This window comes from Bacteroides sp. L008, from assembly GCF_040812255.1.
In the GTDB taxonomy this organism is placed as follows: domain Bacteria; phylum Bacteroidota; class Bacteroidia; order Bacteroidales; family Bacteroidaceae; genus Bacteroides; species Bacteroides vicugnae.
Genome location: NZ_JBFNXO010000001.1, coordinates 1,006,667 through 1,028,318, shown reverse-complemented (window position 1 = coordinate 1,028,318; position 21,652 = coordinate 1,006,667). Strand labels below are relative to the sequence as shown.

Genomic DNA, 21,652 nt, shown 5'->3' with positions numbered 1-21,652 from the left:
TTATTAACTGACTGTGTTATAAGAAACAATTCGTTCTACAATAGTTGATGTTTAGTTCCACATCTGTTTCCCTTTAGTTCTACAAGTGTTTTCCTTTAGTTCCATATCTGTGGAACGAACCGCATATTGCAGTTAAATGATTTACCAATCACTATCGAATATTCAGCAAATCCTTGTATCCTGCTTCCAATCCTGCACGTTCACGAATAGCATCATCCACTTTCGGACCATTATTCTCCCATACATTTCCGGGACCATTGGCATTTTGCAGATACTTCTCTCCCTCCGTCCAATTGTCACGAACAGTGATGAAAGAAGAACCCTCATCCGTATAAAGATAGAACCAATGATTAGGATCGTGCACGTAACCCGGTTTATAGATACTATGCACACAATTCTCCGTTACATAGCTTTTGGGCTGTGAACCGAGCGTGTAAACACCCGCTACATCATACATGTGTTTCGCATAATGATGAATCAGATTTGCATGAACTCTGTTATTACGCATACAATTCACAGTTTGTGTCCATCCCCAACCAAGACTGATGCCACTATAAGGAACTTCACTGATTTCATTATGCTCGATATTAATATCACTCACATACCCCGCAGCAATGGCGAGACATCCCCAGTCCTCAATCCCAACTTCCGTGAAATAGCAATTATTGATTTGCTGGTGTGTGCATACTTCCCGGCGGTCAGCAGGATCATAAGGCAAATGCGTTTCGTGAGCAGCCGGAGAAAAACTACCGGTCAGCAAACCATTTCCTGCAATATCGCGAAAGAAACAACCACGAACAATACCGCCCTGCACCGCTTCCTCATAATCCAGTCCGGTAGAACCCAAATGTTCAAATCGGCAACGCTCAAAATCAATCTGCCTGGCAGCAGCTATCCGGACAGCAGCCGCAGGACGACCCAACCATCCTTGATTATCCAACGGATGATTCAGATAATCCCGTTGCATCTTCGGATCAATCCGATACCCATCCGTCAGATACATGCCTGCCTGAAGAGGCACATGTCCTTTCTCTGACGGACGCAGCCATGTAGTATAAGAAAAAGTAATTTTCTCAAAACGAATATGACACACAGGACGATCCAAAGTACCTTCTACCTGCACTAACGTCTCAACGGCGGGTACCATCACTTCCGCCTCCTGCATCTTCTCTCCTTCCCGTGGATAATAATACACTTTGCGGGCATCCATATCGTGATACCATTCGCCCGGTACATCCAATAGTTCACGGGCATTCGTCAGATAGAAAGCAGAATTATGTCCGTCTGTCGTCACCATTGGACGCGGCCAAGGGTGTTCAAACTGAATCCGGCTTTCCGGCTGGTGAAAACGTACCGCCGCACTATCTCCCTGCACCTCAATAGACCGAATCCGAAGATTGGCCACACACCACATCTGATGGATTACCATTTCGGCATATTCAGCCTTCATTTTTCCCTTATGATCCATAAGTCTGCGCACCGCAACCGCAGGAACATAAAGAATTTCATTCTTTTCATCCACGCTGCAAATACGGTTCATCTTTTCGAAATCCTCTACATCACGGGCACGGACAGCCTTTTCTCCATTCACCCACAACTGACGGAAATCCAATGGACGCCCATTAAATGCCGGCACATCTGCCACCCAGAGCTTTCCTTGTTTCTTCCAATTCTTAATACAGATTCCTCCACTCAATACCACCTTTTCATCGGCTGCCGAACGGATCACCGTTGGTGATTCCTTTGTCCCACTATCTTCCGGACGGATAAAAACCGGCTCATACAGAGCATACATTCCACCCTCCATATAAACAGTGATTCCTCCCTGCACACGGTCATCTTCCGTCCTCCGCCACTCACGCGCCTGCCGTAAAGCAGCAGTCAGCGTTGCTTTGGGAGACTGACGGGTTCCATCATTCAAGTCATTACCTTTGGGAGAAACCCATATCTCACCGGACCATAACCAATGACTGCACAAAATACATATAGCCGTTAAAAATAACTTTCTCATCCTCATTTCTTCATTTCTGTATCATGATTTATCTGGCAAGAGGCATCCATACGGTCATTTCTCCTTTTCCTCTATTTCCCCAGGCATAATAAGGAATCAAACGAATATCCACCGTCTTTTCAGCCTGAACTACCGGACGATAAAGTACTCCTTCCCAAGAAGTTGCAGATGCCAGACGCGCTTTACCTTCGAGCGCTACAACCGGACTGCCTTCAATCGTAATCTTCTTCGGAGTCAATTTTATATCAGCAGGGATCAATACATCATCAATCTTCTCTCCATTCGCTATGTCCATATTTTCCAGACAATAAACCAACGGTCCGCGCTTTACGACCACCTGATTACGAATCTCCTCTGCCAACGGATGAGCTTCAAGCAAGCACACAGGCATATCCATTGCCAGTTCCACTACATCTCCCTTCTTCCATGCACGATTTACTTCCGCATACGAATTTGCCCTCGCATTGATTTGCAGCGGCTGCCCATTCACCGTAAGCGTAGCCTTTTCGCACCATTCAGGGATACGTAAGAAAAGCGAGAAACTACCCGCCTTACGAGGAACTTTATTCAACGTTACACGTACATTTCCATCCCAGGGATAATCCGTCTCCTGCGTCAGAGCTACTTCTCCCTTCTCTTTCCAAGTCGTTGTCAATGTATTTGCTCCATACAGATTACAATAAATCCCTTCCGGACTCAATGTATATGCATAGTTTTGTGCCTGGCACAGTGTACGCAATGTGTTCGGAGGACAGCAGAAACAACTGATATATTCCGTCCGTTCCTTCGGCCAACGAAGCGTGTAAGGAAGATCGGCACTGATACGAAGCGGATTCGTGTAGAAATACTTCTTTCCATCCAGACTAATACCGCTCAATACACTATTATAAAGACAAGTCTCCACAAGATCGGCATATTTCGCATCCCCTGTCACCTCCAGCATCCGCCAGTTGAACAGCATATTACCGATATTGGCACACGTTTCATTGTGAGCAGTGCTATTCGGCAACTGATAGGGACGTCCATAACTCTGATGCACTTTCTGAATACTATCCGGCTCATAACACGTACCATCAGGCGATGTACCATCATAAAGAGCACCGCAAGCACCGGTCACATACATTTTCCGGGTCACGATATCATTCCAGATACTAGTCAGATTCTTCATTAATTGCTGCTCACCGGTTTCTGCATATACATCCGCTACTCCGGCATACAGATAGTTGGCGCGTACGGCATGTCCCATCGCACGATATTGATCGCGGAAAGGAATACGGTCCTGATTATCGTCTGTACCGTTCTCCACCATACCACGGATATCAATCAGATTCTTTGAAAGTTCCAGATAACGGGGATTTCCGGTAGCCCGGTACATTTCAACTACCCCCATATAATGAGAGGGACAAATAGCATTGCGAGCCAGTTCGGCAGAAGCCGTTTCATAAAAATGACAGAGGAAATCCGTCGCTTTCACAGCAGCATCGAAAAGAGTAGTCTTTCCAGTGGCACGACGATGCACAATACCCGCCATCATCAAGTGTCCCAGATTATAAGTCTCAAAGTTCAGCCGATTGGCAAAAGCTCCTTTTTCATTCTCGTCACCTACTTTCGTTCCAATGACCGTTTGTTTATGCTGATCTCCCAATGCATGAGAGTCAATCCCTTTATTCAGTTCTTCAATAACAACAGGCGTATGTATATAACCGTCTGCACGCTGGGCTTTTACAACACAAGTAATAAAGTTATCCATTAATTTGTCCAGCTCCGGATCTTTATTAACTGCATAGACAGAAGCCACACCTTCCATCCATTTATACATATCTCCGTCATGAAATGGAGGTCCCCAATGCTCTCCTTTGCACACCCCGGCAGCAATCTCAAAATTACGGAAACCGTGAGAGATTTCCGGCGTATTCCAAGTGTTCCACATACTTTGCAGGGAAGTCCGGCTAAATACCTGAAAGCGATCTCCCCAGAATCCATCCGTCCAATGTACTGCACCGATTCCGGTATTCGCCATCTTCGCAAAACGGCTCTGACTCATATCCGTCAATCCATTGCTTTGCGCAAGTGCTCCCGTAACGGAGGCGGAAGCTAAAAGAAGTAACAGTTTTATCTGTTTCATTAATATGGATAATTTAAAATTTACACAATATCTTTATAAAAAGACGTGATTATCCGTATTTTGTACTCAATAAAACAAAAAGCGAAGATTGCCAAGCAACCCTCGCTTTCAGTAAAAAATATCTAAACTAACCTTTTATTTCTTGTTTATCAGGCATATAATTCAATCCTGCCTTCCTCGCCTGCGAATGTTGAAACTGTCGGGCAATCTTGTATTCATGTCCCTCTTTCAGCAAATAACTCCCAGTCTGCTTGAACCAAAAGCCGACATTCGCATCTATACATTGCTGCCGGATATCCAGCACCCACTCATAGTCACACATCCGGGCTTCCTTCCCCGACTCCCCTCCGGCAACCACCTGTTCCACCCAATCTCCCAACTCGCCTCTGAAATCAATCCGGCTAAGAAGCGGCTCGCAGATAATGATTTTATGTTTAATAGGACTTTCTTTATAAATAGGCAGACGATAATCCACCCTATCCTGATTCTCCATTGTACAGCAGATTGTTACGTTCTCATACCCATCACCCCAATCCAGAGGCAGACACTGTTGTAATCGATCGATTCGTTTGGTGATAAAAAGGAAATGCAAGTCCTGCCGTATCCGCATCATCTCCCATGCTTCGGCACGCCATTCGTCGGCATCTTCTATCAGAAAATCCGAAGTAAAACAAGTATATACCAGATTTCCCGAAGGTATCTTATACGTACCATTCTTTTTTCGAAGCAAAGGTAAATCAAACTTCTCCGTCTTTGTCACCACCGAACTGTCTTTTCCATATTTACCATCCGTCCGATATACATAACAATGGCGGCAGCCCTCACTCAATTTGTGACAGCCGTGCCAGAGATTCCACATTGAAGCTTTTTCACCCATCTTCTTTTTTCTTCAAAGATATATTTAATCTATTATATAACCATAAAAAGAGTGCACCTTATTCTTCAACAGAATAAAGGTGCACCAAAACACAAACAAAACAAACAATAGAGCGACCTTCACAGGCAGCCGATCCACGAGGGATCTTTATCTTAGTCAGCCCATCTTGACGATGGCAGCTTTCTTTTACAGCGATACTCCTACTGCCGGCACAAGTGTAGGCAAAAAGCATTCCGTGTATTGCCTTACATGAATCCGGTTTTCCATTTCCTCCCAAAATTCTAATTGCTTATAACGGGTAAAGTAGCACCCAAAAATCATAAAAGAATGTTTCTTTTTATCGAGAAGCCATTTTGCTAATCGACTATTATATATAATCATTAATCCCTAATATTGTTTGTTAGTTACCTTCTGCAAAAGTCCGCATAATCACGAATATGGCAAATTGTATTCATGTCTAAGAGAACAATATCTGTTTACAAACAAGACTAATAGCAAATATTTTAAATAGCCTGTTTCGATATATGCAAAATTCAAACTCAAAAGCTACCACTTTTACGTTATTCACACATTTAGGGCTACACAATCAATTATCACAATAAAAAATTTCGCCCTCATTCTCATTGTATATCCCGATGATGAATATGAATATTATTGAACAATCACTCCATTAAGCCCGATATACCTCTACAAAGATAGTATTATTCTATATATTTCTATGCAAATCCTCAAAAAAGAATTCTCCTCTTTTTATAAATAAAGTAAAGTAACATCAATGCCGATATACTAATTATTAGCATCCAACTTATATTTTTCCTATAATATAAGCTATTCTCTTCCTCCTCACCAACCACTTTATGACGATTCGTGTCGATAAAGGATGATATTTGAGTATCTTCTTTCTCATCTATCCTCTCTTTCTTTTCAAAAACCTTATTCACCGTCTTTCTGCTACCTGAAATAAAACAGGTGGAAGAGAAATCCCCTGTCGCAGTATCTTTCCCCAATACTACCAATATTTGTTCGGTAGACTCCTCCATCCGTTCCAGCATCTTCCTTTCCTGATTAACATCATACGAAGCCACATGGGAAGAATGCCCGGAAGAACTTGAATCCATCTGCACCTCACTGCTCCTACTGATAACTTCCTTCTTAGTCCTGCATCCCGAAAGTACCCCCGGAAGAACGAGACCCAATAATAAAGCAAACAGCAACTCCCTCCCACTCTTCATAAACTCTCTCATATCAAAACAAGGACACACTTTCACATATTCATAAGGTTCGATCACCCCGTCTCCATTCAAATCCGGCGAAGTATCCCGGTGTCCCAATACCTGAAGAATAGTATATTCCCGTTGCAAATCCATTATTACTTGATAAAGCACCCGTTTTTGCGCATTTGTCCGGGTATCTGCCGGATGTCCGTTCTCATCCAATCCCCCGATATAACAGATCCCGACACTTCGCTCATTCCAACCTTTGCAATGCGCTCCTGCCAAATCAATCTCCCTTCCTTTCTCCAGTCTTCCATCCAGGCGGATAACATAATGGTAACCGATACCGTTGAACCCACGTTCCCGGTGCCAACGGTCAATATCTGCGGCGGTAAAATCCTGTCCGGCTTTTGTAGCCGAACAATGTACTATAATAGAATCTATCTTTCTCATAACATTTTATTTTTATCAACTAACCTCATTAATATTCCGAAGGAGGAATGCGTTTCACACACCCTCTGATATCACACTTTTTCACCTCCGACTCTTTCTGTGCCAACTCCACCTCATGGCATTTATGTATCCAGTCGATCTTCTCTTCCTGCTCCTTGCGAAGCTCGATGTAAAGCCCGTCTATTTTCTCGTCCCGCTGTGTCAGGCGATCTTCCAGCCAATCCACTTTTTTACGACGATTTTCTTCTTCCAGACTACTCACGTCTGCCTCTTCTTTCCGTGCATCCGTTTTTCGGCAAGTGATATATCTCACCATCCATTTCACCGCTTCCAAACCGCCCATAGCAGTAATGAAAGCAAGGATTGTAGTTATTTGCATATTGATCTATTTATGTAGTTTAAAGAAAGAATGAGGCCGAAGCCCCATTCCATACAAAGTCGCTAATTTTCATTTCCCGCTTATCAAGCTGCCGGATCGGGTGCTTCACCATTATCTCCCGAACCACCGTCAGGATTCGGTGTTTCCTCTCCTTCACCTGCCCCACCATCAATGATACTTGAGTCGTTGATATGATCCAAATCCTTAAACTTCAATCCATCCGAACGCGTCGAAGTTCCCGTAAAGAGACGGATATCCGAATTAGCACGAAAACAAACCCGCAGGCCGCTGATGTCAGATACAGTAAAGTCTTCTGCCTTTTCTGTTCCTTTGCTTTGAGCCGCAAGAAAAAAGTAACCCAATCCCTTAATGTTCACTGAACGGCCCGAAAGTAATGTCTTACGTAGAAGTGTACGAAAATCTTTCAATACACTAATCGTTTCACCCTCACTGACACCGGAAGTAGAAGAGATTTCTTTCGCAAACTCATCCAGTGTAGCGCTCGTATCGTATTGATAAGAAATTACTGGATACACTTTCTTTCCTGCCTCTTTGTTTGTCGGATCACACAGACGTTGAACCCTTTTAAATCTAATTGCCATAATACTTTTCTTTTTTAAATGAATACTGTTTAATTATTACTTCGCTAACGTTAACGATGCAAAGATGCGGCATATTCAACGGACATGAAACGACAAGCGATTATCGGCACTACAAGGCCTACAAACAATATTTATAGCAAATGTAAGCATCCGATAAAGTACCCGTTTTCTCTGTCATATTTTCATAGCACCTTTGCCTGTGCAATATTGCATGAACTTCTAACATATTTTCATTATGACAAAAGAACAATTTACCTCTTTACAGGAACTGCATCGTTTAAGCGGTCTGAGTCTTCTGAAATTTCTGCAACGTGAACATGTCAGTTACTCCACGTACAATTATTGGAAACGTAAATCTTCCAGTGTTCCCGATCACGAGACATCTGCTCCCCAATCAGTCTTAGCCCCCATCAGCCTGACGTCCCCCTGTATTGCTTCCTCCTCTTCTGTTTCCGGAATGACCCTGTTGTTTCCTAATGGCGTCCGTGCCCATTTGGGTGCCGGTATGGAAGAGGCCGCTTCCCGTTTGATTAACCAATACGCCTGTTGCCATGTTCTGCCTGAATGATACGATGCGGTATTTTCTCTGCCCCGGCAGGACTGATATGCGCAAGGGTATCAGTTCTCTCTGCGGTGTGGTACACGAGCGTATGGGCTGCAGTGTCAGGAACGGTGATGTATTCATCTTCATTGGCAGCAGCCGTAAATTGATGAAGCTTCTCCATGCCGAGGATGGCGGTCTGGTGATGTATGTCAAGCGCCTTGAAGCCGGTCATTTCAAGATTCCCGAATATGACGAGAAATCGTGCAGCTATCCGATGGAATGGCGCGATCTTGTCATTATGGTGGAAGGAATCCGTGAATCTCCCGGGCAGCGTTTGAGACGTCTGAGGGCGGAACGAAATGTATATACTGTATAAAAATAGATGTCGTATTCCTTGTCTGTCCGGGATATATTTTGTACATTTATAGTGTAATTAAAAGAAACGGATTATGACTCAGGAAGAGATGCTTTCACAGATGAACTCAATGCTGCAGTCCCTGCAGCAGGTGAACGCATCCCAGGCTGAGACCATTATCAGGCTTACCCGGCAGAATGAATCCTTACAGAACCGTCTCAATGAGCTGACGGCTCAAGTCGCATGGCTGAACCGCCAGCTTTTCGGTCACAAGTCAGAGAAACTCCCGTCTCTTGATTCCAACCAGCCTGACCTGTTCGGTGACTTTCTTCCTGATAACGCGGCTGAACTGGAAAAAGCGCGTGAAGTAGCGGTGCAGACAATCACAAAAGAAACGGTGGAGAGCAAGAAACGGGAACGGAATAACCGCAGGATAATGGAAGGTCTTCCCGTACTTGAAAGGGTAATCATCGAGCCGGAAGACATTGACCTGGAACTGTACAGGAAGATTGGTGAGGAAGTGACCCGTGTGGTGGAACATAAGCCCGGACAACTTTATATAAAGGAGATTGTACGGCCCAAATATGCCCTTAAAGACAACACTTCACTTCCACCGGTCGGCAGAAAAGGAGTGGAGATAGCCGCCATGCCGCTGTTGCCTATATACAAAGGAATAGCGGGACCTACACTTTTGGCGGAGATACTCCTGCAGAAATATGAGTATCATCTTCCCTTCTACCGCCAGGTGAAACAGTTGCATCACCTGGGCTTCAAAGCTAGTGAAAGTACCATAGACGGATGGTTCAAGCCTGCGGTTGAACTTCTCAAGCCACTTTACGAGGTACTCAGGCAGGAAATCATGAAATCCGACTACATACAGGGGGATGAAACGACCGTACCTGTACTGGACAAGGCAGGACATCAGACCAACAAGGAATACTTGTGGATGGTCAGGGCGGTAGTCGAACGACTGGTGCTTTTCCATTATGACAAAGGATCACGGTCAGGTACGGTGATAGGGCAACTGGCTAAAGACTTCAAGGGTTATTTCCAATGTGACGGCTTTGAGGGTTACGAATCGGCTTTCAAGGTCAACCCGAATGTGCGCCTTGTTAACTGCATGGCTCATATACGCAGGTATTTTGAGCAGGCACTTGCTGAAAACAGGCAGATGGCGGAACATGCCTTAAAAGAAATACAGCTTCTATATCGCATAGAACATGACTGTGACCAGAAGCAGCTTACAGAAAATGAACGAATGGGAAAACGTCAGGAACTTGCCGGACCTATTATGGATGCCTTGAAGCTATGGATGGAAACAGAAGGGATAAAATACAGCCCAAACAGCCTGACCGGAAAGGCGATAACCTATGCCTATACCCGCTGGGAGAATATGATGAGGTATCTGCAGGATGGACGTATCCATATTGATAACAATCTGGCGGAAAATGCCATCCGACCAATCACATTGGGTAGAAAGAACTACTTGTTCTGTGGAGACCATCAGGCGGCCGTCAGCATGAGTGTCGTCTGTTCGTTACTGGCTACGTGCAAAGCGCATAAAGTAAATCCGCGCACTTATCTGAATGACGTTATAGCAAGAATGCCATATATGCAGAAGGCAAATTATGAGGAACTGTTACAAATGTTGCCACACAAATGGAAGGAAAAGAATAAAGAATGATGGAGATACAACGATAGATGGCTGCTTACCAGGAAAGGAGATACAGCCATTTTTTTATAGTGTACTTTATCGGATGCTTACTAGCAAATAATCAACCCAATACCTTGAAAAAAGCGACAAGCAGGGAGACAAGGGAGCATAAAAAAGACCGGCAAACAAAGTTACGCTTTGTACGCCGGCCCCACTACCTAAAAACAAATTCCTTTTCTAATCCTATCGATCACGAGTCCAGGTTAAAAAGAGAATCAATGACTAAATTCATTTTACGTAATGTTCCAATCCTTTCTGTAAAAACTCAATATAAGAAGTAATATCTTCATTATATGCATACGACTTATTCAACGGATTCCCGTCATTATCCAGCAATACATAAAAAGGCTGTGCATTTGCTCCAAACTTCACACGTTGCAGATAGCTCCATTTATCCCCTACCGTGCGTAAGGTACGTTCCGTTCCATTTTCCGTTACTTTGAGCGGCTCATTCAATGGAGTCTTATCATCTACATACAACGAGATAAGCACATATTTATCATTGATGATACCGCCTACCTTACTATCTGTCCATACAGCCGCCTCCATCTTACGACAATTCACACAACCATATCCGGTAAAGTCGACCATCACAGGCATTCCCTGTTGCCGTGCATACTCCATCCCAATATCATAGTCCTTAAATTGGGGATGAACCTCATTCGAGTATAAATTGAAGTCCTGTGTCATCACAGGAGGAGCAAATGCACTGACAGCTTTCAAAGGTGCTCCCCAAAGTCCGGGGATCATATACACAGCAAACGCTAAAGAGACAAGTGCAAGAAAGAAGCGGGCTACGCCTACCCTACTTTCATCACCGTCATGCGGAAACTTGATCTTTCCTAACAGATATAACCCCATCAGTCCGAAAATCACAATCCATAATGCAAGGAAGGTTTCCCTATCCAGAATTCTCCAACCATAGGCTAAGTCCGCAACCGATAAGAATTTCAAGGCAAAAGCCAGTTCCAGAAAGCCCAATGTCACTTTAATTACATTCATCCACCCTCCTGACTTAGGCATTGATTTCAGCCACGAAGGAAAAAGAGCAAACAGTGTGAATGGTAAAGCCAAAGCGATGGCAAAGCCTAACATTCCGATAGCAGGAGCAATCACGCTACCAGTTGTAGAAACCTGTACGAGCAGAAAGCCGATAATCGGCCCTGTACAAGAGAAAGACACCAGAGATAACGTAAATGCCATCAGAAAAATACTTAGCAGCCCACTCGTCGCTTCCGCTTTGCTATCCACAGCATTACTCCATTTAGAAGGCAAAGTAAGTTCAAATGCCCCAAAGAAAGAAGCTGCAAAAACAACCAACATCAGGAAGAAAAGAATATTAAATACGGCATTTGTTGATAAAGCGTTCAATGCACTGGCACCAAATATTAAAGTAATTGCTAATCCCAGTGTTACATAAATCACGACAATTGAAGCACCATAAGTCCATGCATCCCGAATCCCTTTCTTCTTATCCTTGTTTCTTTTCAGGAAAAAACTCACAGTCATAGGAATAATCGGCCATACGCAGGGAGTGAACAAAGCCAATAATCCGCCAAGAAATCCAGTGACAAAGACATACAACCAAGATTTATCCTCTTGAGAATGTTCTTCACCTAACACTTGCAATTCATTGATTACCGGTTTCCAAAGATCACTTTCCGATTGCTTCTCTACCACATTTACCGGAGCCTCTTCCTCCCCTTTTGTAACTATTATATCTGCTTCTGCTTTTTTCCCATATTGAAAAGGAATTTGAGTCGGAGGTAAACAGCTCTCATCGTTACAAGCTCCAAACTCCAGAAACCCATCCATAAAGTAATCATTTCCTGTAAATCTCACTTTTTGGATAAACTGTACCGTATCTTCAAAATAACGCACGTTCATCTCGAACATCTTATCATAGATGCTGATTTCTTTTCCAACAGGTTGCAATTTACCCATTGTTTCTACATGATTACTCGCATTGATGTTGAAAGTAGCGGAAATAGGCCCATCATCCCCTAGCCCGGTCGAATACACATGCCATCCTTTCTCTATCGAAGCAGTAAACACGATTTCCGCTTCCGTTTCAGATGTCATTTTCAACTCATTTTTGAACTTTACAGGCTCTTTGATTTGTGCTTGTATATTTCCGATTGTGTACCAACCCAATAATAAAAATAAAATAATTCTCATTTTTCTAAGTTCTAAATTATAATCTATTATACAACAAATTTATTTCACTGTTTATATTCTATTGTGCTCGTCGGTCTCTTATATCTTTCAGCATCTCTATATATTCTGGAGAAGGATTCTTATTAGAGGTATCTGCATTTGATGGCGGGGGTATCACTTTGATGAATAAGAAGATGCAGAATATTACCCAAATAAGATTTATTGCTAAAAAAATCCAAACTTGCTTCATACGTTGTCGTTGTTTTTCTTTAGTTTCATTACGATATTTATCAGCAATAGACAAATATTGTCCATCGCTAATAAATAATCTATGAGCAACAAAAGTGAATATAACAGCCAAAAGTATACCTAACTCTTCATTGTTTGGTACTTCCAATGAATGTAATACTCCAACTATTGGGCCAACAAAAACAAAAGTAAACAATGAAGTCGGTAGTAATAACCCTGCCACTTCTGGCGACCGCTTTTCTCCCCACAATCTAAGCTGCCATATATATGTTCGATAAAACAGATATTCATATATCTCATATATTTGTTTAAGTATATTCATTCTCAATATATTTTTTTATATGGTTCAACATAAGTATTATCAGATGAACAGAAAGTCGGTTCTGTTATCGGACAAAATATAAATCCATGAGGAGCAAAAGTCATAGAATAATACATTGTTCCCACAATCATTCCAGGAGGTCCACCATAAGTAGAAATATATCCGAAAACAATATTTGCCGAAGATTGGAATATAAGTTCGTAATTATTTTCAGAAGCATTGTTCCAAATTATAACTCCATTAATTACAGCATCAAGACAGAACATATATTTACCAATTTTCTCTAAACGTAAAGCCTTTTTCATCACAGTGCTACGAGCCCCTGTATACTGATTACCTCCCCAAGATGTTTTGTACCATTTACCGTCCATTCCACGCCACATTCCATCATGTACATGCGAGTAAGCTTTTATTCCAGTATATGTCCCTACTGCATAATTTATCATAGAATAAGCATCACCTACACTAGGAAAGCCAGTTTCCTCTTTTTTCGGAAGCTTCCCATGAATTGTGATTTCCCCATCACTTACAGTCCCATAACTACTCAAGTCATAGCTACCATTGTAAGAAAATACAGCAACTCCATATACTGCATAGGCTCTAACAAACTCATCGTGAGTTAGATAAAACCAATCATTACTTACAGAATATGGTTTGCCAAACATATTCTGGCCATCCTTGTATAAATTAAACATCCGGTCTATCAAGTCAGGGTCAGACGTACTCCACATATCTTCTCCTGTTAAATCAATCCATTTTAATGGATTTCCATTACAATAAGTATAAGGATTAATTATATAATTCATGGCAGCGTGAGGATCAACACTAATAAAGCAACCAATTAAAGGATCATAGATTCTCGCATTCATATTAATCAGGTTCATTTCATCAATATGCTCATGAGTTGTAAATCCACGTCGCGTAATACGATAAGAATCTATCAATTCTATAGAAGTCAATTTCTCGCCAGTCAATGGATTGCGGCGTTGCCCCCATGCGTCATACCCCAACTGCTGTACTACATTCCCTTGAAAATCAGTCAAGCATCGAATAGAACCTAAATTATCAGAATAGACAAAATATATAGTCGCCTGATTTTCTGTAGTCTTTCTTAAAGCTACCAAATTTTCACCTGCATAAATATAATCAATATCAGTCGATTGGTTATCTGTACATTCTTTTTCATAATTAGAAAAATAATATTTAGTTAATCGTACAATGCCATTTTCTTCCAACACCGCTTTTGCACGCATCTCATTCACATCATAATCATAAGTCCATATCTTATCTTTTTCTTGTATTGTAGCAATACGATTATTTGTTGAAAATGTTAATATCTGTGAAGGATAATAATCTCTTTCTGACACTGTGGATATGCTATGAATTCGAGATTTATCGCTAGTATATAAATAAGTCCCCATGTCGGATTTTGATGCAATCCGATAACCGGAAGAATATGAAACCTCTTGGCCTGTTTTTCCTTTTCTTTCAGATGCAATAAGCCTTTCATAAGTATCATAGCTGAAATACTCATCAAATCCTTTCCATAAATCATCCGTATAAAACTTTTCTTTACGTGAAAGCATCAAATCACGATGATCATATTGATATAAAAAATCAATAACTCCCGGAGAATAAATATGTGTATATTCTCCACGATTATTATACGTATAATCTACTGTTCGATTATCTCCATTAATAACCTGTGAAATATATCCCAAAGAATCGACCTTCGTGCGTTTCCATAGAATTTTTGAATCGCCTGTAGTTATATCACGAATCTCAACCAATTCACAAAATCTATCATCATATACATTCTTTTGCTTGAAACCAGACGGAGAAGTATACACTGATAAACGTCCAAAGTTGTCATACTGATATTTCTTGACCATCGGTATCCCTAATGTCGTTTTCTTTTCTTCAATAACCCGTCCTATATTATCATATAAATATTCCAGTTTATGTGACAAAGATTCAATTCCTTTTAGCCAACCAGTAACTGCGTCATAAATATAATGAACAGTATTTTCCCCTGTCGTTTTTGTTATTATTCTTCCCTCTTTATCGTAAGCATATTTAATCTTATTTCCTTGACTATCAACCTCTTTAGCTAATTCATTGAAATTGTTATATTCACATGTCGATTTACCTGTAGAATTATTGAAATGAGAAATTCTCAATCCATAATCTGTATATTTATCCTCTGTCGGATATCCTACCGTTTGTACCTTTATTAAGTTATCAGCACTATCATATTGGTAAACTATTGAATCACTATTTTCGATTCTTAATACAGGTAAAGCAGTACGATTATATATCATTATTGTAACAATAGAATCAGTGGTAGATGCATTAGTTATTACAGTTTTTACCTTTTTCCCTCTCCTGACATTTGGATCATAATAAACATAGTCTATAGTTTTTCCATTTTTGCCCACATCTACTGGAGATGATATTTTCTCTTGTATAATGCGATTCTTATTATCATAATACATTTCTTTCGAATTTACTAAAACTTTCCCTCTATATGAATACAACTTTTCTGACAACCCTTTTTTGTTATAATAAATATCAACATGTTCGCATATTCCATTTAATAGAACTTTTTCTTTTCGAATTTCTCTCCCCAGACAATCGTAGTGTATGGCATTATTAAAAATAATACTTTTTTCTGTATTTCCATTCAATATAACATAATTCGCAACATAGAATCCTTGTTTATCACGTCCCCCTCTTATTGCTTTCCGGACTGAAACAGTACCATCGGGAGCCTTAATTTTATAAGGTCTGAATAAATCATCATAAGTATAATATGTTTTCAGATTTCCCGGTCCGGTATGAATAAGAATATTGCCATAGACATCAGTTGTATAAGTTGAGATTAAACCTGTCGGAGATATAGTCTTACTTCGATGTAGAAAGTTAGTATCATATTCATAAATAAACTGTTTTTTAGTGATAGAATCTTCTATACTCTCCGCAACCAAAAGCCCACAAACATTATATTGGTATCTTTTAAAATATGAATTAAATGATTCTAAAGAAATTTTTCCTTGTGGTGTATAATCGTATCTTTTCACCTGAGTGATACTATTAGCTTCATCTCTTGTGTAGACAGTTGTAATTTTTGAAGGTTTCTTCTTATATAATAGATTATCCGGACGTACATATTGATAATTGGTTAAAACTCTTTTTTCTGGTATATTATTTACCCTAGCAAATCCTTGATAACTAACATCAGAAATTATGATATTATCTACTTCATCATAAGTATATTGCTCCACTTTTTCACATTGCTTATCCAAGTCTGTTTCAAAAACGGATGTATGTCTCAAATAATAGCTCCCTGACAAATCATGTAATTCAGCTCCATAGTTAGTAGACGAAACGATTTCATGTCCAACACGATACTCGCTTTTGGCAAGATATAATATACAGGGAGATCCTAATACATTATAAGTATTAACCGTGATAGTATTTAAAAGAGAATCTGTTATTATTTGTTTTTCAAATCCAACAAAATTACCTTTATCCTTTCTATAAAAAGGAGTAGTATATGAATATGACTTCTTACCAATATGAATGTTTTTATGCAAATCGGATGTTAGTACATAATTTACATTTCGAATTAATGCATATTGCTTATTCCAATGAGTATATAATCCTTTTATTAGCGGATTCTTACTCACACGTGATTGTACATGACTATTATATTCAATAGAGCGCCTACCCGCATTACCATCTATGATATCAATCACCACATCAGAAGAACATTGTTCATCAAAAGTTACCAAACTGTATTTTACGTCACGAAAACGTGTAATCACCCCTGGCCCTGTTACTCTGGATTGAGAAATGGCTAATACATCAGCTCTACCATCCCCTGTAAAATCACCGGCAAAAAGATCGTGTTTTATAGGATAAACATAAGATTTTCCCTTATATGAATACACATCATCTAATCTTGTAGTTCCAGGAGAGATATCAGGAGATAGAAATAAATCCGTAACATCAATATTATAGGTATTACTCGTAAAATGACATCCAGGATAACTAACAGTCGCAGCTTTGGTCTCTTTATCTTGGTCAATTGTATAATAACAAGACATTAACTCTGATATACCATCATTATTAAAATCTGCAACTAAGAAAGATAAATTAGGATGTGATTCCGTAATTTCTCCCTTAACAAATTCATTTCCGTTGTAATAATATATAAATTGTTTATATTGTTCCCCGGATTTACAATAAAAAAAGATATCCGCATATTGATCATTATTGAAATACCCGAATTTAATATCCTCGATTTCCCCCTCATTACAGGTAAAATGTGTCAATTTACGAAGATTCCCACTATAATCAATAATAGCATAAGCTGTAAATTCTTTCTTCTTTTTATCATATACAACAATATCATCGTATTTATCTCCATCAACATCTATGACTGCATAACTCCCATTATCTGGTAAAGTTTCTATATTTAGAGAAGTATATTTAACTAATTCATCATCAAAAGAGTAGTATTTATTTCCGATTAGAAGTTGATCTTTTCTATTTCCCTCAAAATGCCCAACTAATACAGGACTAGCAACTCCCCCCAACCTGGTCGTTGTTTTATAACCTAATTTTCCTTCCTCATTCAGATACGCTTTCATAATTGTGAAATGCGTATCATCCTTAGTTAACATAGCTAAATCCAATAAACCATCTCCATTAAAATCCCCAGGAATTACAGTAAAAGAATAGTTTTGGTCATAAATGGTTGTAGTCCATACTTTTTCACGATTTCCTTTTTTATCTATTGTTTGGACTTCTAATACAATATTTATAGAATCCATATATTCTGGAGGTCTCATTATATATTGTTTATCTATTGTCAGAAAATCCTCTATTCCATCACCGTTAAAGTCTCCTTGAATCACATCTGTCGGACGATGTTCAAACGCATATTTTTGCAAACATTTCTCACCTTGATGATTTCCCCAACCTATTATAATAGGATTATAAGCAACATTATTCTTTCCAAACTCTTGTATGCTATTAAGTTTTGGATATATATCTTTCTCATCTTTTATATACTTCATTTTATAGGTACGTACCTGTTCACTTCCTGCAAAAACGGAAATTTCTTTCAATATCTTATCACGTTTAATCCTGAAACCATTCAGGAAACCAGTTGGAACATCTTTCACACGATTATATAAAAAATCAATTCGATTGGTTTGTGTATAATTACATGAATTATTAAATGTATATTCAATTGACTTTAACCATATATCTGCATTTTCAATATCTTGTTGATAATTATACAATATATAATTTCCATAAGGATCTTCTTGACAAGCCAAATACCAGGAAATAATAGTAGTCTGGTCAGCATTAGATAATTGGTATGCTTTGGTATCTTTGTAATCACCATAATAATATTTCATTCCATCTTGAGTGGTCAATACAAAGTAACGTGTAGAGTTATCTCTGGTTATTAAGGAATAATCATTATTTTCTTTATAATAGACTATTTTTCCATCCACCCATTTCTCTATTAGAGGTATACCGTCCAGATAATATTTATTCCAAGAATGTAATTCATTAAATCTAGACTCTTCATTACTACGAGTAATTGAAGATAAACATGACAAATTTATTCCTGTACCTAAAACTCCATCTCCACTATAACTATTGTATACAATTTCCAAATTAGGTCCTATTCCACCATTGCCAACAGGCAACGAGAGAGGAATTGAAAAATTAGAAGCACCATTTGCTGCTATATCAAAAAAATAAGGAGTAGATCCTACTGCTAAAAGTGTATCAAGAGTATGATTATTTACATCAACAGCTACATCATATTCCAAATATGGAATATCAACAGAAGCAGCAATCATTATTCGACGATCTTTACTCTCAATATTATTTGTCCGTGAAATTCGATTTCCATTATTATCATAGTCATAAAACAATCGATTATTCTGTGATAAAACCGAATTGTTTCCTAATAATAGACTTACTAGTGCAATTTTCCAGAATCCCATAATATGTCATAATTATTATATGTGATTTGTATCATACCCATGAGCTGCTAATATTGCTTTATCAGCCTCAAGAATAGAAGAGTACCCATTCTTTTTAGTTAATTAATTATTTACCTGCGTAATAGAACGAAACCACTTATACTCCCCCTCTACTCCTTCTCTCCATACTTTCAATTGATATGGCTTGGTTACAAAATATTTGTTTAAAGTAGGATTGTAAATTCTTACAGCAAAATTATATGTTCCTTCACCACCATATAGTACTACAACAGTCGTATACCAATCAGAATTAAATATTTCCTTCATAGACCCATCGGCAGGTACAGGTCTATATATCCAATGTCCATATTCATAGTATTGATAGACCCCTCTCGGTATGACTATCGGATATTCAGAATCATAATTGACTATTGATATGTATGTATTAGATAAAGGACATTTATCACTCTCCCCAATACATAACAATTCGCTTGAAGGTACTGTTTTTTCGTAATGAGAGGGTGAATACCAACTAGTCACCACATTATCCACCACTTCATATTGTGATTTACTTTCAGAATCATCATCCGAACAACTGCTTATTAATCCTAACATTCCAATGAATATGATTAATTTATATAACGATTTATTCATCATAATATTCCATTTTATTTCTATTCATTTATAGAGCAAAATGGGGATGCCCTCACTAACACCTTACCGAGAAGCATCCCCTTAAACTTAAGAGAAAATTTATTTTACAAGAGATTTAGTCTTACTAATATAAGTTTTCTACTTCCGGCTTGTTATAAATGAGCGAGCCAAAAGTTCCCACAGGGCGTTTCAACGGTACAGACGGTACTCTAATGATTTCATCTTGTTGCGAACGGGTCATTCCTGATCTTCCGCTACGTTTCACCGGTTCACCTGTCGTCGGATCCACCCCTTGAACATCACATAGTGCCCAATATAATGGATAATTGAAATCAAAGTTATCCCAATCTCCGAAAGCATAAGGAAATACGTTATCAATATCATCCTCGTAATCTGAGTTTTGATTGTTCAGCATGACATCCGGATCCATGCCACTAGCATAATCTCCCCAATCTTTTGCATTGAAAGAACGGAAAGTAATCGGAGCAAATTCATAATATTTATTTCCATATTTATACTCTTGCACTTCCATTCCCACGTTCTTTCCCTCCGTGCGGCTACCAAATAATTTCACAGGAAAATCTATTCCTCTTAGTCCATTAATTATCAATTCACTGGCAGAAGCCGTTTCTTCCGAACAGATGATTCTTACAGAATTAAGATTTAGATCATCACCATCTCCAAAACGGATATACTCATCCGCACCGGAATTACGTTGCATTTTCATAAATACATCCGAACGATGTGATGTACCGGCGATAGAAGCGGCTAAATAACGAGCTAACTCAACTGAACCTCCATTGTTGAAACGTAAATCTAAAATCAAATCTGTAATACCTTCCGCCTTGAACTGCTGAATCACATATTTCAAGTCTTCTTCAAAATTCAAATCAAAACTTAGATAAACTAAATAACCGATATTGAATTTATTCTCTTTTTTATCTTTTATAAACATTGAATTCAAGATAGGGCTATTCTTATAACTACCGGTAGTTAATGTAGTAGCTCCATCCACTAAATCGTAGCCGCCCTGTTTTTCATCAAAGATTTTACGCCTATAGCCGATCTTAAAAGTTTCACCTCCACCTGCATAAAACAAAGTGCTCATGTATTGCTGATAATTATTCTTGTTCAAAGTAACCCCATCAACAGAAACAATCACGTCGCCCCGTCTCAATCCGGCTTTGGCAGCCGGAGATTCCAAATACACATAACCAATGGATAGTCCAATAGTTGTTCTATCCGGCATATAAGAAGAGAAAAACGTACCAAGTCCCGATCCTACAACACTTGTTGCACGAGTATTCGCACGGGTTCTACTGGAACCTGTTTCCATAATATAAGAATAGATATAGCGCTTGCCTGCATTGGCCGAAAATGCACGATAAGTTCCACCATCTTCCATATTGGTTTTCATCGGTAAAAGATAAGTCGGCAGGAAATTTTCATAAGATACTGATGCATAATCTATATCCAACGTATTATATTCCTCATTGAACAAATAATGTTCCTTCAAATATTTATCCATATACTCATTCAAAGCCAAGTCCACTGCCGTTCCGGAGCCTGCTCCTTGTGTGATAGTACATACTGTAACGGGAACCTTATATCCCTCCACTTGCACAGCTACAGTCAAGACCCGTTCTTTTCCGGATTCATTTTTATCAACCTTTACCTTTAATCCGCCTTTACCTGCTGTAGCATTACCACTGGTATTAGTGATGGAAGCCCAATCCGCTCCTGCAGAATATTGTAAAGAAGGAGACCATTTTCCTGCCGCAGTAAATGAAATCTCGACAGTTTCCCCATAAAGAGACACGGTCATTTCTGTTGCACTGGCAATCGCAGTGATTCCATTATCCGCACCACCTACTTCTCCGCCGTCATCACCATCCGAACAGTTACTGAAAGCAACCAGACACAAAGCAAGTAATACTACACTATAAAAACTATTAAATAAATTTTTCATCTATCATTTTATTAAA

At 39.3% G+C, this 21,652-nt stretch carries 14 protein-coding genes and 1 pseudogene; 3 read left to right on the top strand and 12 right to left on the bottom strand.

Annotation, left to right across the window (positions count from 1 at the left end; genetic code table 11):
* Positions 1 to 151: 151 nt before the first annotated feature.
* From AB3G73_RS04155 to AB3G73_RS04125, 7 genes and pseudogenes are all read right to left on the bottom strand, one after another.
* Positions 152 to 2,011, bottom strand: a complete 1,860-nt coding sequence (locus tag AB3G73_RS04155; protein ID WP_259022907.1) for a right-handed parallel beta-helix repeat-containing protein — start codon at positions 2,009 to 2,011, stop codon at positions 152 to 154.
* Between the two features lie 28 nt (positions 2,012 to 2,039).
* On the bottom strand, positions 2,040 to 4,136 hold the full coding sequence (locus tag AB3G73_RS04150; RefSeq protein WP_148366745.1) for a glycoside hydrolase family 127 protein: 2,097 nt from the start codon (positions 4,134 to 4,136) through the stop codon (positions 2,040 to 2,042).
* Positions 4,137 to 4,263: 127 nt separating this feature from the next.
* Positions 4,264 to 5,013 (bottom strand): phage Gp37/Gp68 family protein, encoded by a 750-nt coding sequence (locus AB3G73_RS04145; RefSeq protein WP_259022905.1) that lies wholly within the window; start codon positions 5,011 to 5,013, stop codon positions 4,264 to 4,266.
* A gap of 189 nt (positions 5,014 to 5,202) precedes the next feature.
* Positions 5,203 to 5,394 (bottom strand): annotated as a pseudogene (locus AB3G73_RS04140) (hypothetical protein); the annotation flags it as partial.
* A 347-nt stretch (positions 5,395 to 5,741) separates the two neighbouring features.
* Positions 5,742 to 6,680, bottom strand: coding sequence for an N-acetylmuramoyl-L-alanine amidase (locus AB3G73_RS04135; protein WP_259022904.1), 939 nt, complete (start codon positions 6,678 to 6,680; stop codon positions 5,742 to 5,744).
* 28 nt (positions 6,681 to 6,708) lie between these two features.
* Positions 6,709 to 7,059 carry a hypothetical protein gene (locus AB3G73_RS04130; RefSeq protein WP_195650309.1) on the bottom strand — a complete coding sequence of 117 codons (351 nt, stop codon included), beginning with the start codon at positions 7,057 to 7,059 and terminating at the stop codon, positions 6,709 to 6,711.
* A gap of 83 nt (positions 7,060 to 7,142) precedes the next feature.
* Positions 7,143 to 7,661 carry an HU family DNA-binding protein gene (locus AB3G73_RS04125; protein ID WP_258980584.1) on the bottom strand — a complete coding sequence of 173 codons (519 nt, stop codon included), beginning with the start codon at positions 7,659 to 7,661 and terminating at the stop codon, positions 7,143 to 7,145.
* Positions 7,662 to 7,896: 235 nt separating this feature from the next.
* Here AB3G73_RS04125 and AB3G73_RS04120 point away from each other — a divergent pair, with 235 nt between their 5' ends.
* The 3 genes from AB3G73_RS04120 (at position 7,897) to AB3G73_RS04110 (ending at position 10,244) form a co-directional block, all read left to right on the top strand.
* Positions 7,897 to 8,229 (top strand): hypothetical protein, encoded by a 333-nt coding sequence (locus AB3G73_RS04120; protein WP_217723764.1) that lies wholly within the window; start codon positions 7,897 to 7,899, stop codon positions 8,227 to 8,229.
* Positions 8,213 to 8,581 (top strand): IS66 family insertion sequence element accessory protein TnpB, encoded by a 369-nt coding sequence (gene tnpB, locus AB3G73_RS04115; RefSeq protein WP_195650752.1) that lies wholly within the window; start codon positions 8,213 to 8,215, stop codon positions 8,579 to 8,581. The genes AB3G73_RS04120 and tnpB overlap by 17 nt, the downstream gene beginning before the upstream one ends.
* Positions 8,582 to 8,654: 73 nt before the next feature.
* Positions 8,655 to 10,244 (top strand): IS66 family transposase, encoded by a 1,590-nt coding sequence (locus AB3G73_RS04110; protein ID WP_195650751.1) that lies wholly within the window; start codon positions 8,655 to 8,657, stop codon positions 10,242 to 10,244.
* Between the two features lie 258 nt (positions 10,245 to 10,502).
* Here the strand turns inward: AB3G73_RS04110 and AB3G73_RS04105 are convergent, their stop codons facing one another.
* From AB3G73_RS04105 to AB3G73_RS04085, 5 genes are all read right to left on the bottom strand, one after another.
* Complete coding sequence (locus tag AB3G73_RS04105; protein WP_234132188.1) at positions 10,503 to 12,452, bottom strand: cytochrome c biogenesis protein CcdA; 1,950 nt, start codon at positions 12,450 to 12,452, stop codon at positions 10,503 to 10,505.
* Positions 12,453 to 12,510: 58 nt separating this feature from the next.
* Positions 12,511 to 13,002, bottom strand: a complete 492-nt coding sequence (locus AB3G73_RS04100; protein ID WP_032848910.1) for a hypothetical protein — start codon at positions 13,000 to 13,002, stop codon at positions 12,511 to 12,513.
* Between the two features lie 2 nt (positions 13,003 to 13,004).
* Positions 13,005 to 19,034 (bottom strand): FG-GAP-like repeat-containing protein, encoded by a 6,030-nt coding sequence (locus AB3G73_RS04095; protein WP_259011470.1) that lies wholly within the window; start codon positions 19,032 to 19,034, stop codon positions 13,005 to 13,007.
* A 102-nt stretch (positions 19,035 to 19,136) separates the two neighbouring features.
* Positions 19,137 to 19,670: a hypothetical protein gene (locus AB3G73_RS04090; protein WP_234132190.1), complete on the bottom strand. Its 534-nt coding sequence runs from the start codon at positions 19,668 to 19,670 to the stop codon at positions 19,137 to 19,139.
* Positions 19,671 to 19,791: 121 nt separating this feature from the next.
* Positions 19,792 to 21,636, bottom strand: coding sequence for a S41 family peptidase (locus AB3G73_RS04085; RefSeq protein WP_259022902.1), 1,845 nt, complete (start codon positions 21,634 to 21,636; stop codon positions 19,792 to 19,794).
* Positions 21,637 to 21,652: the final 16 nt, after the last annotated feature.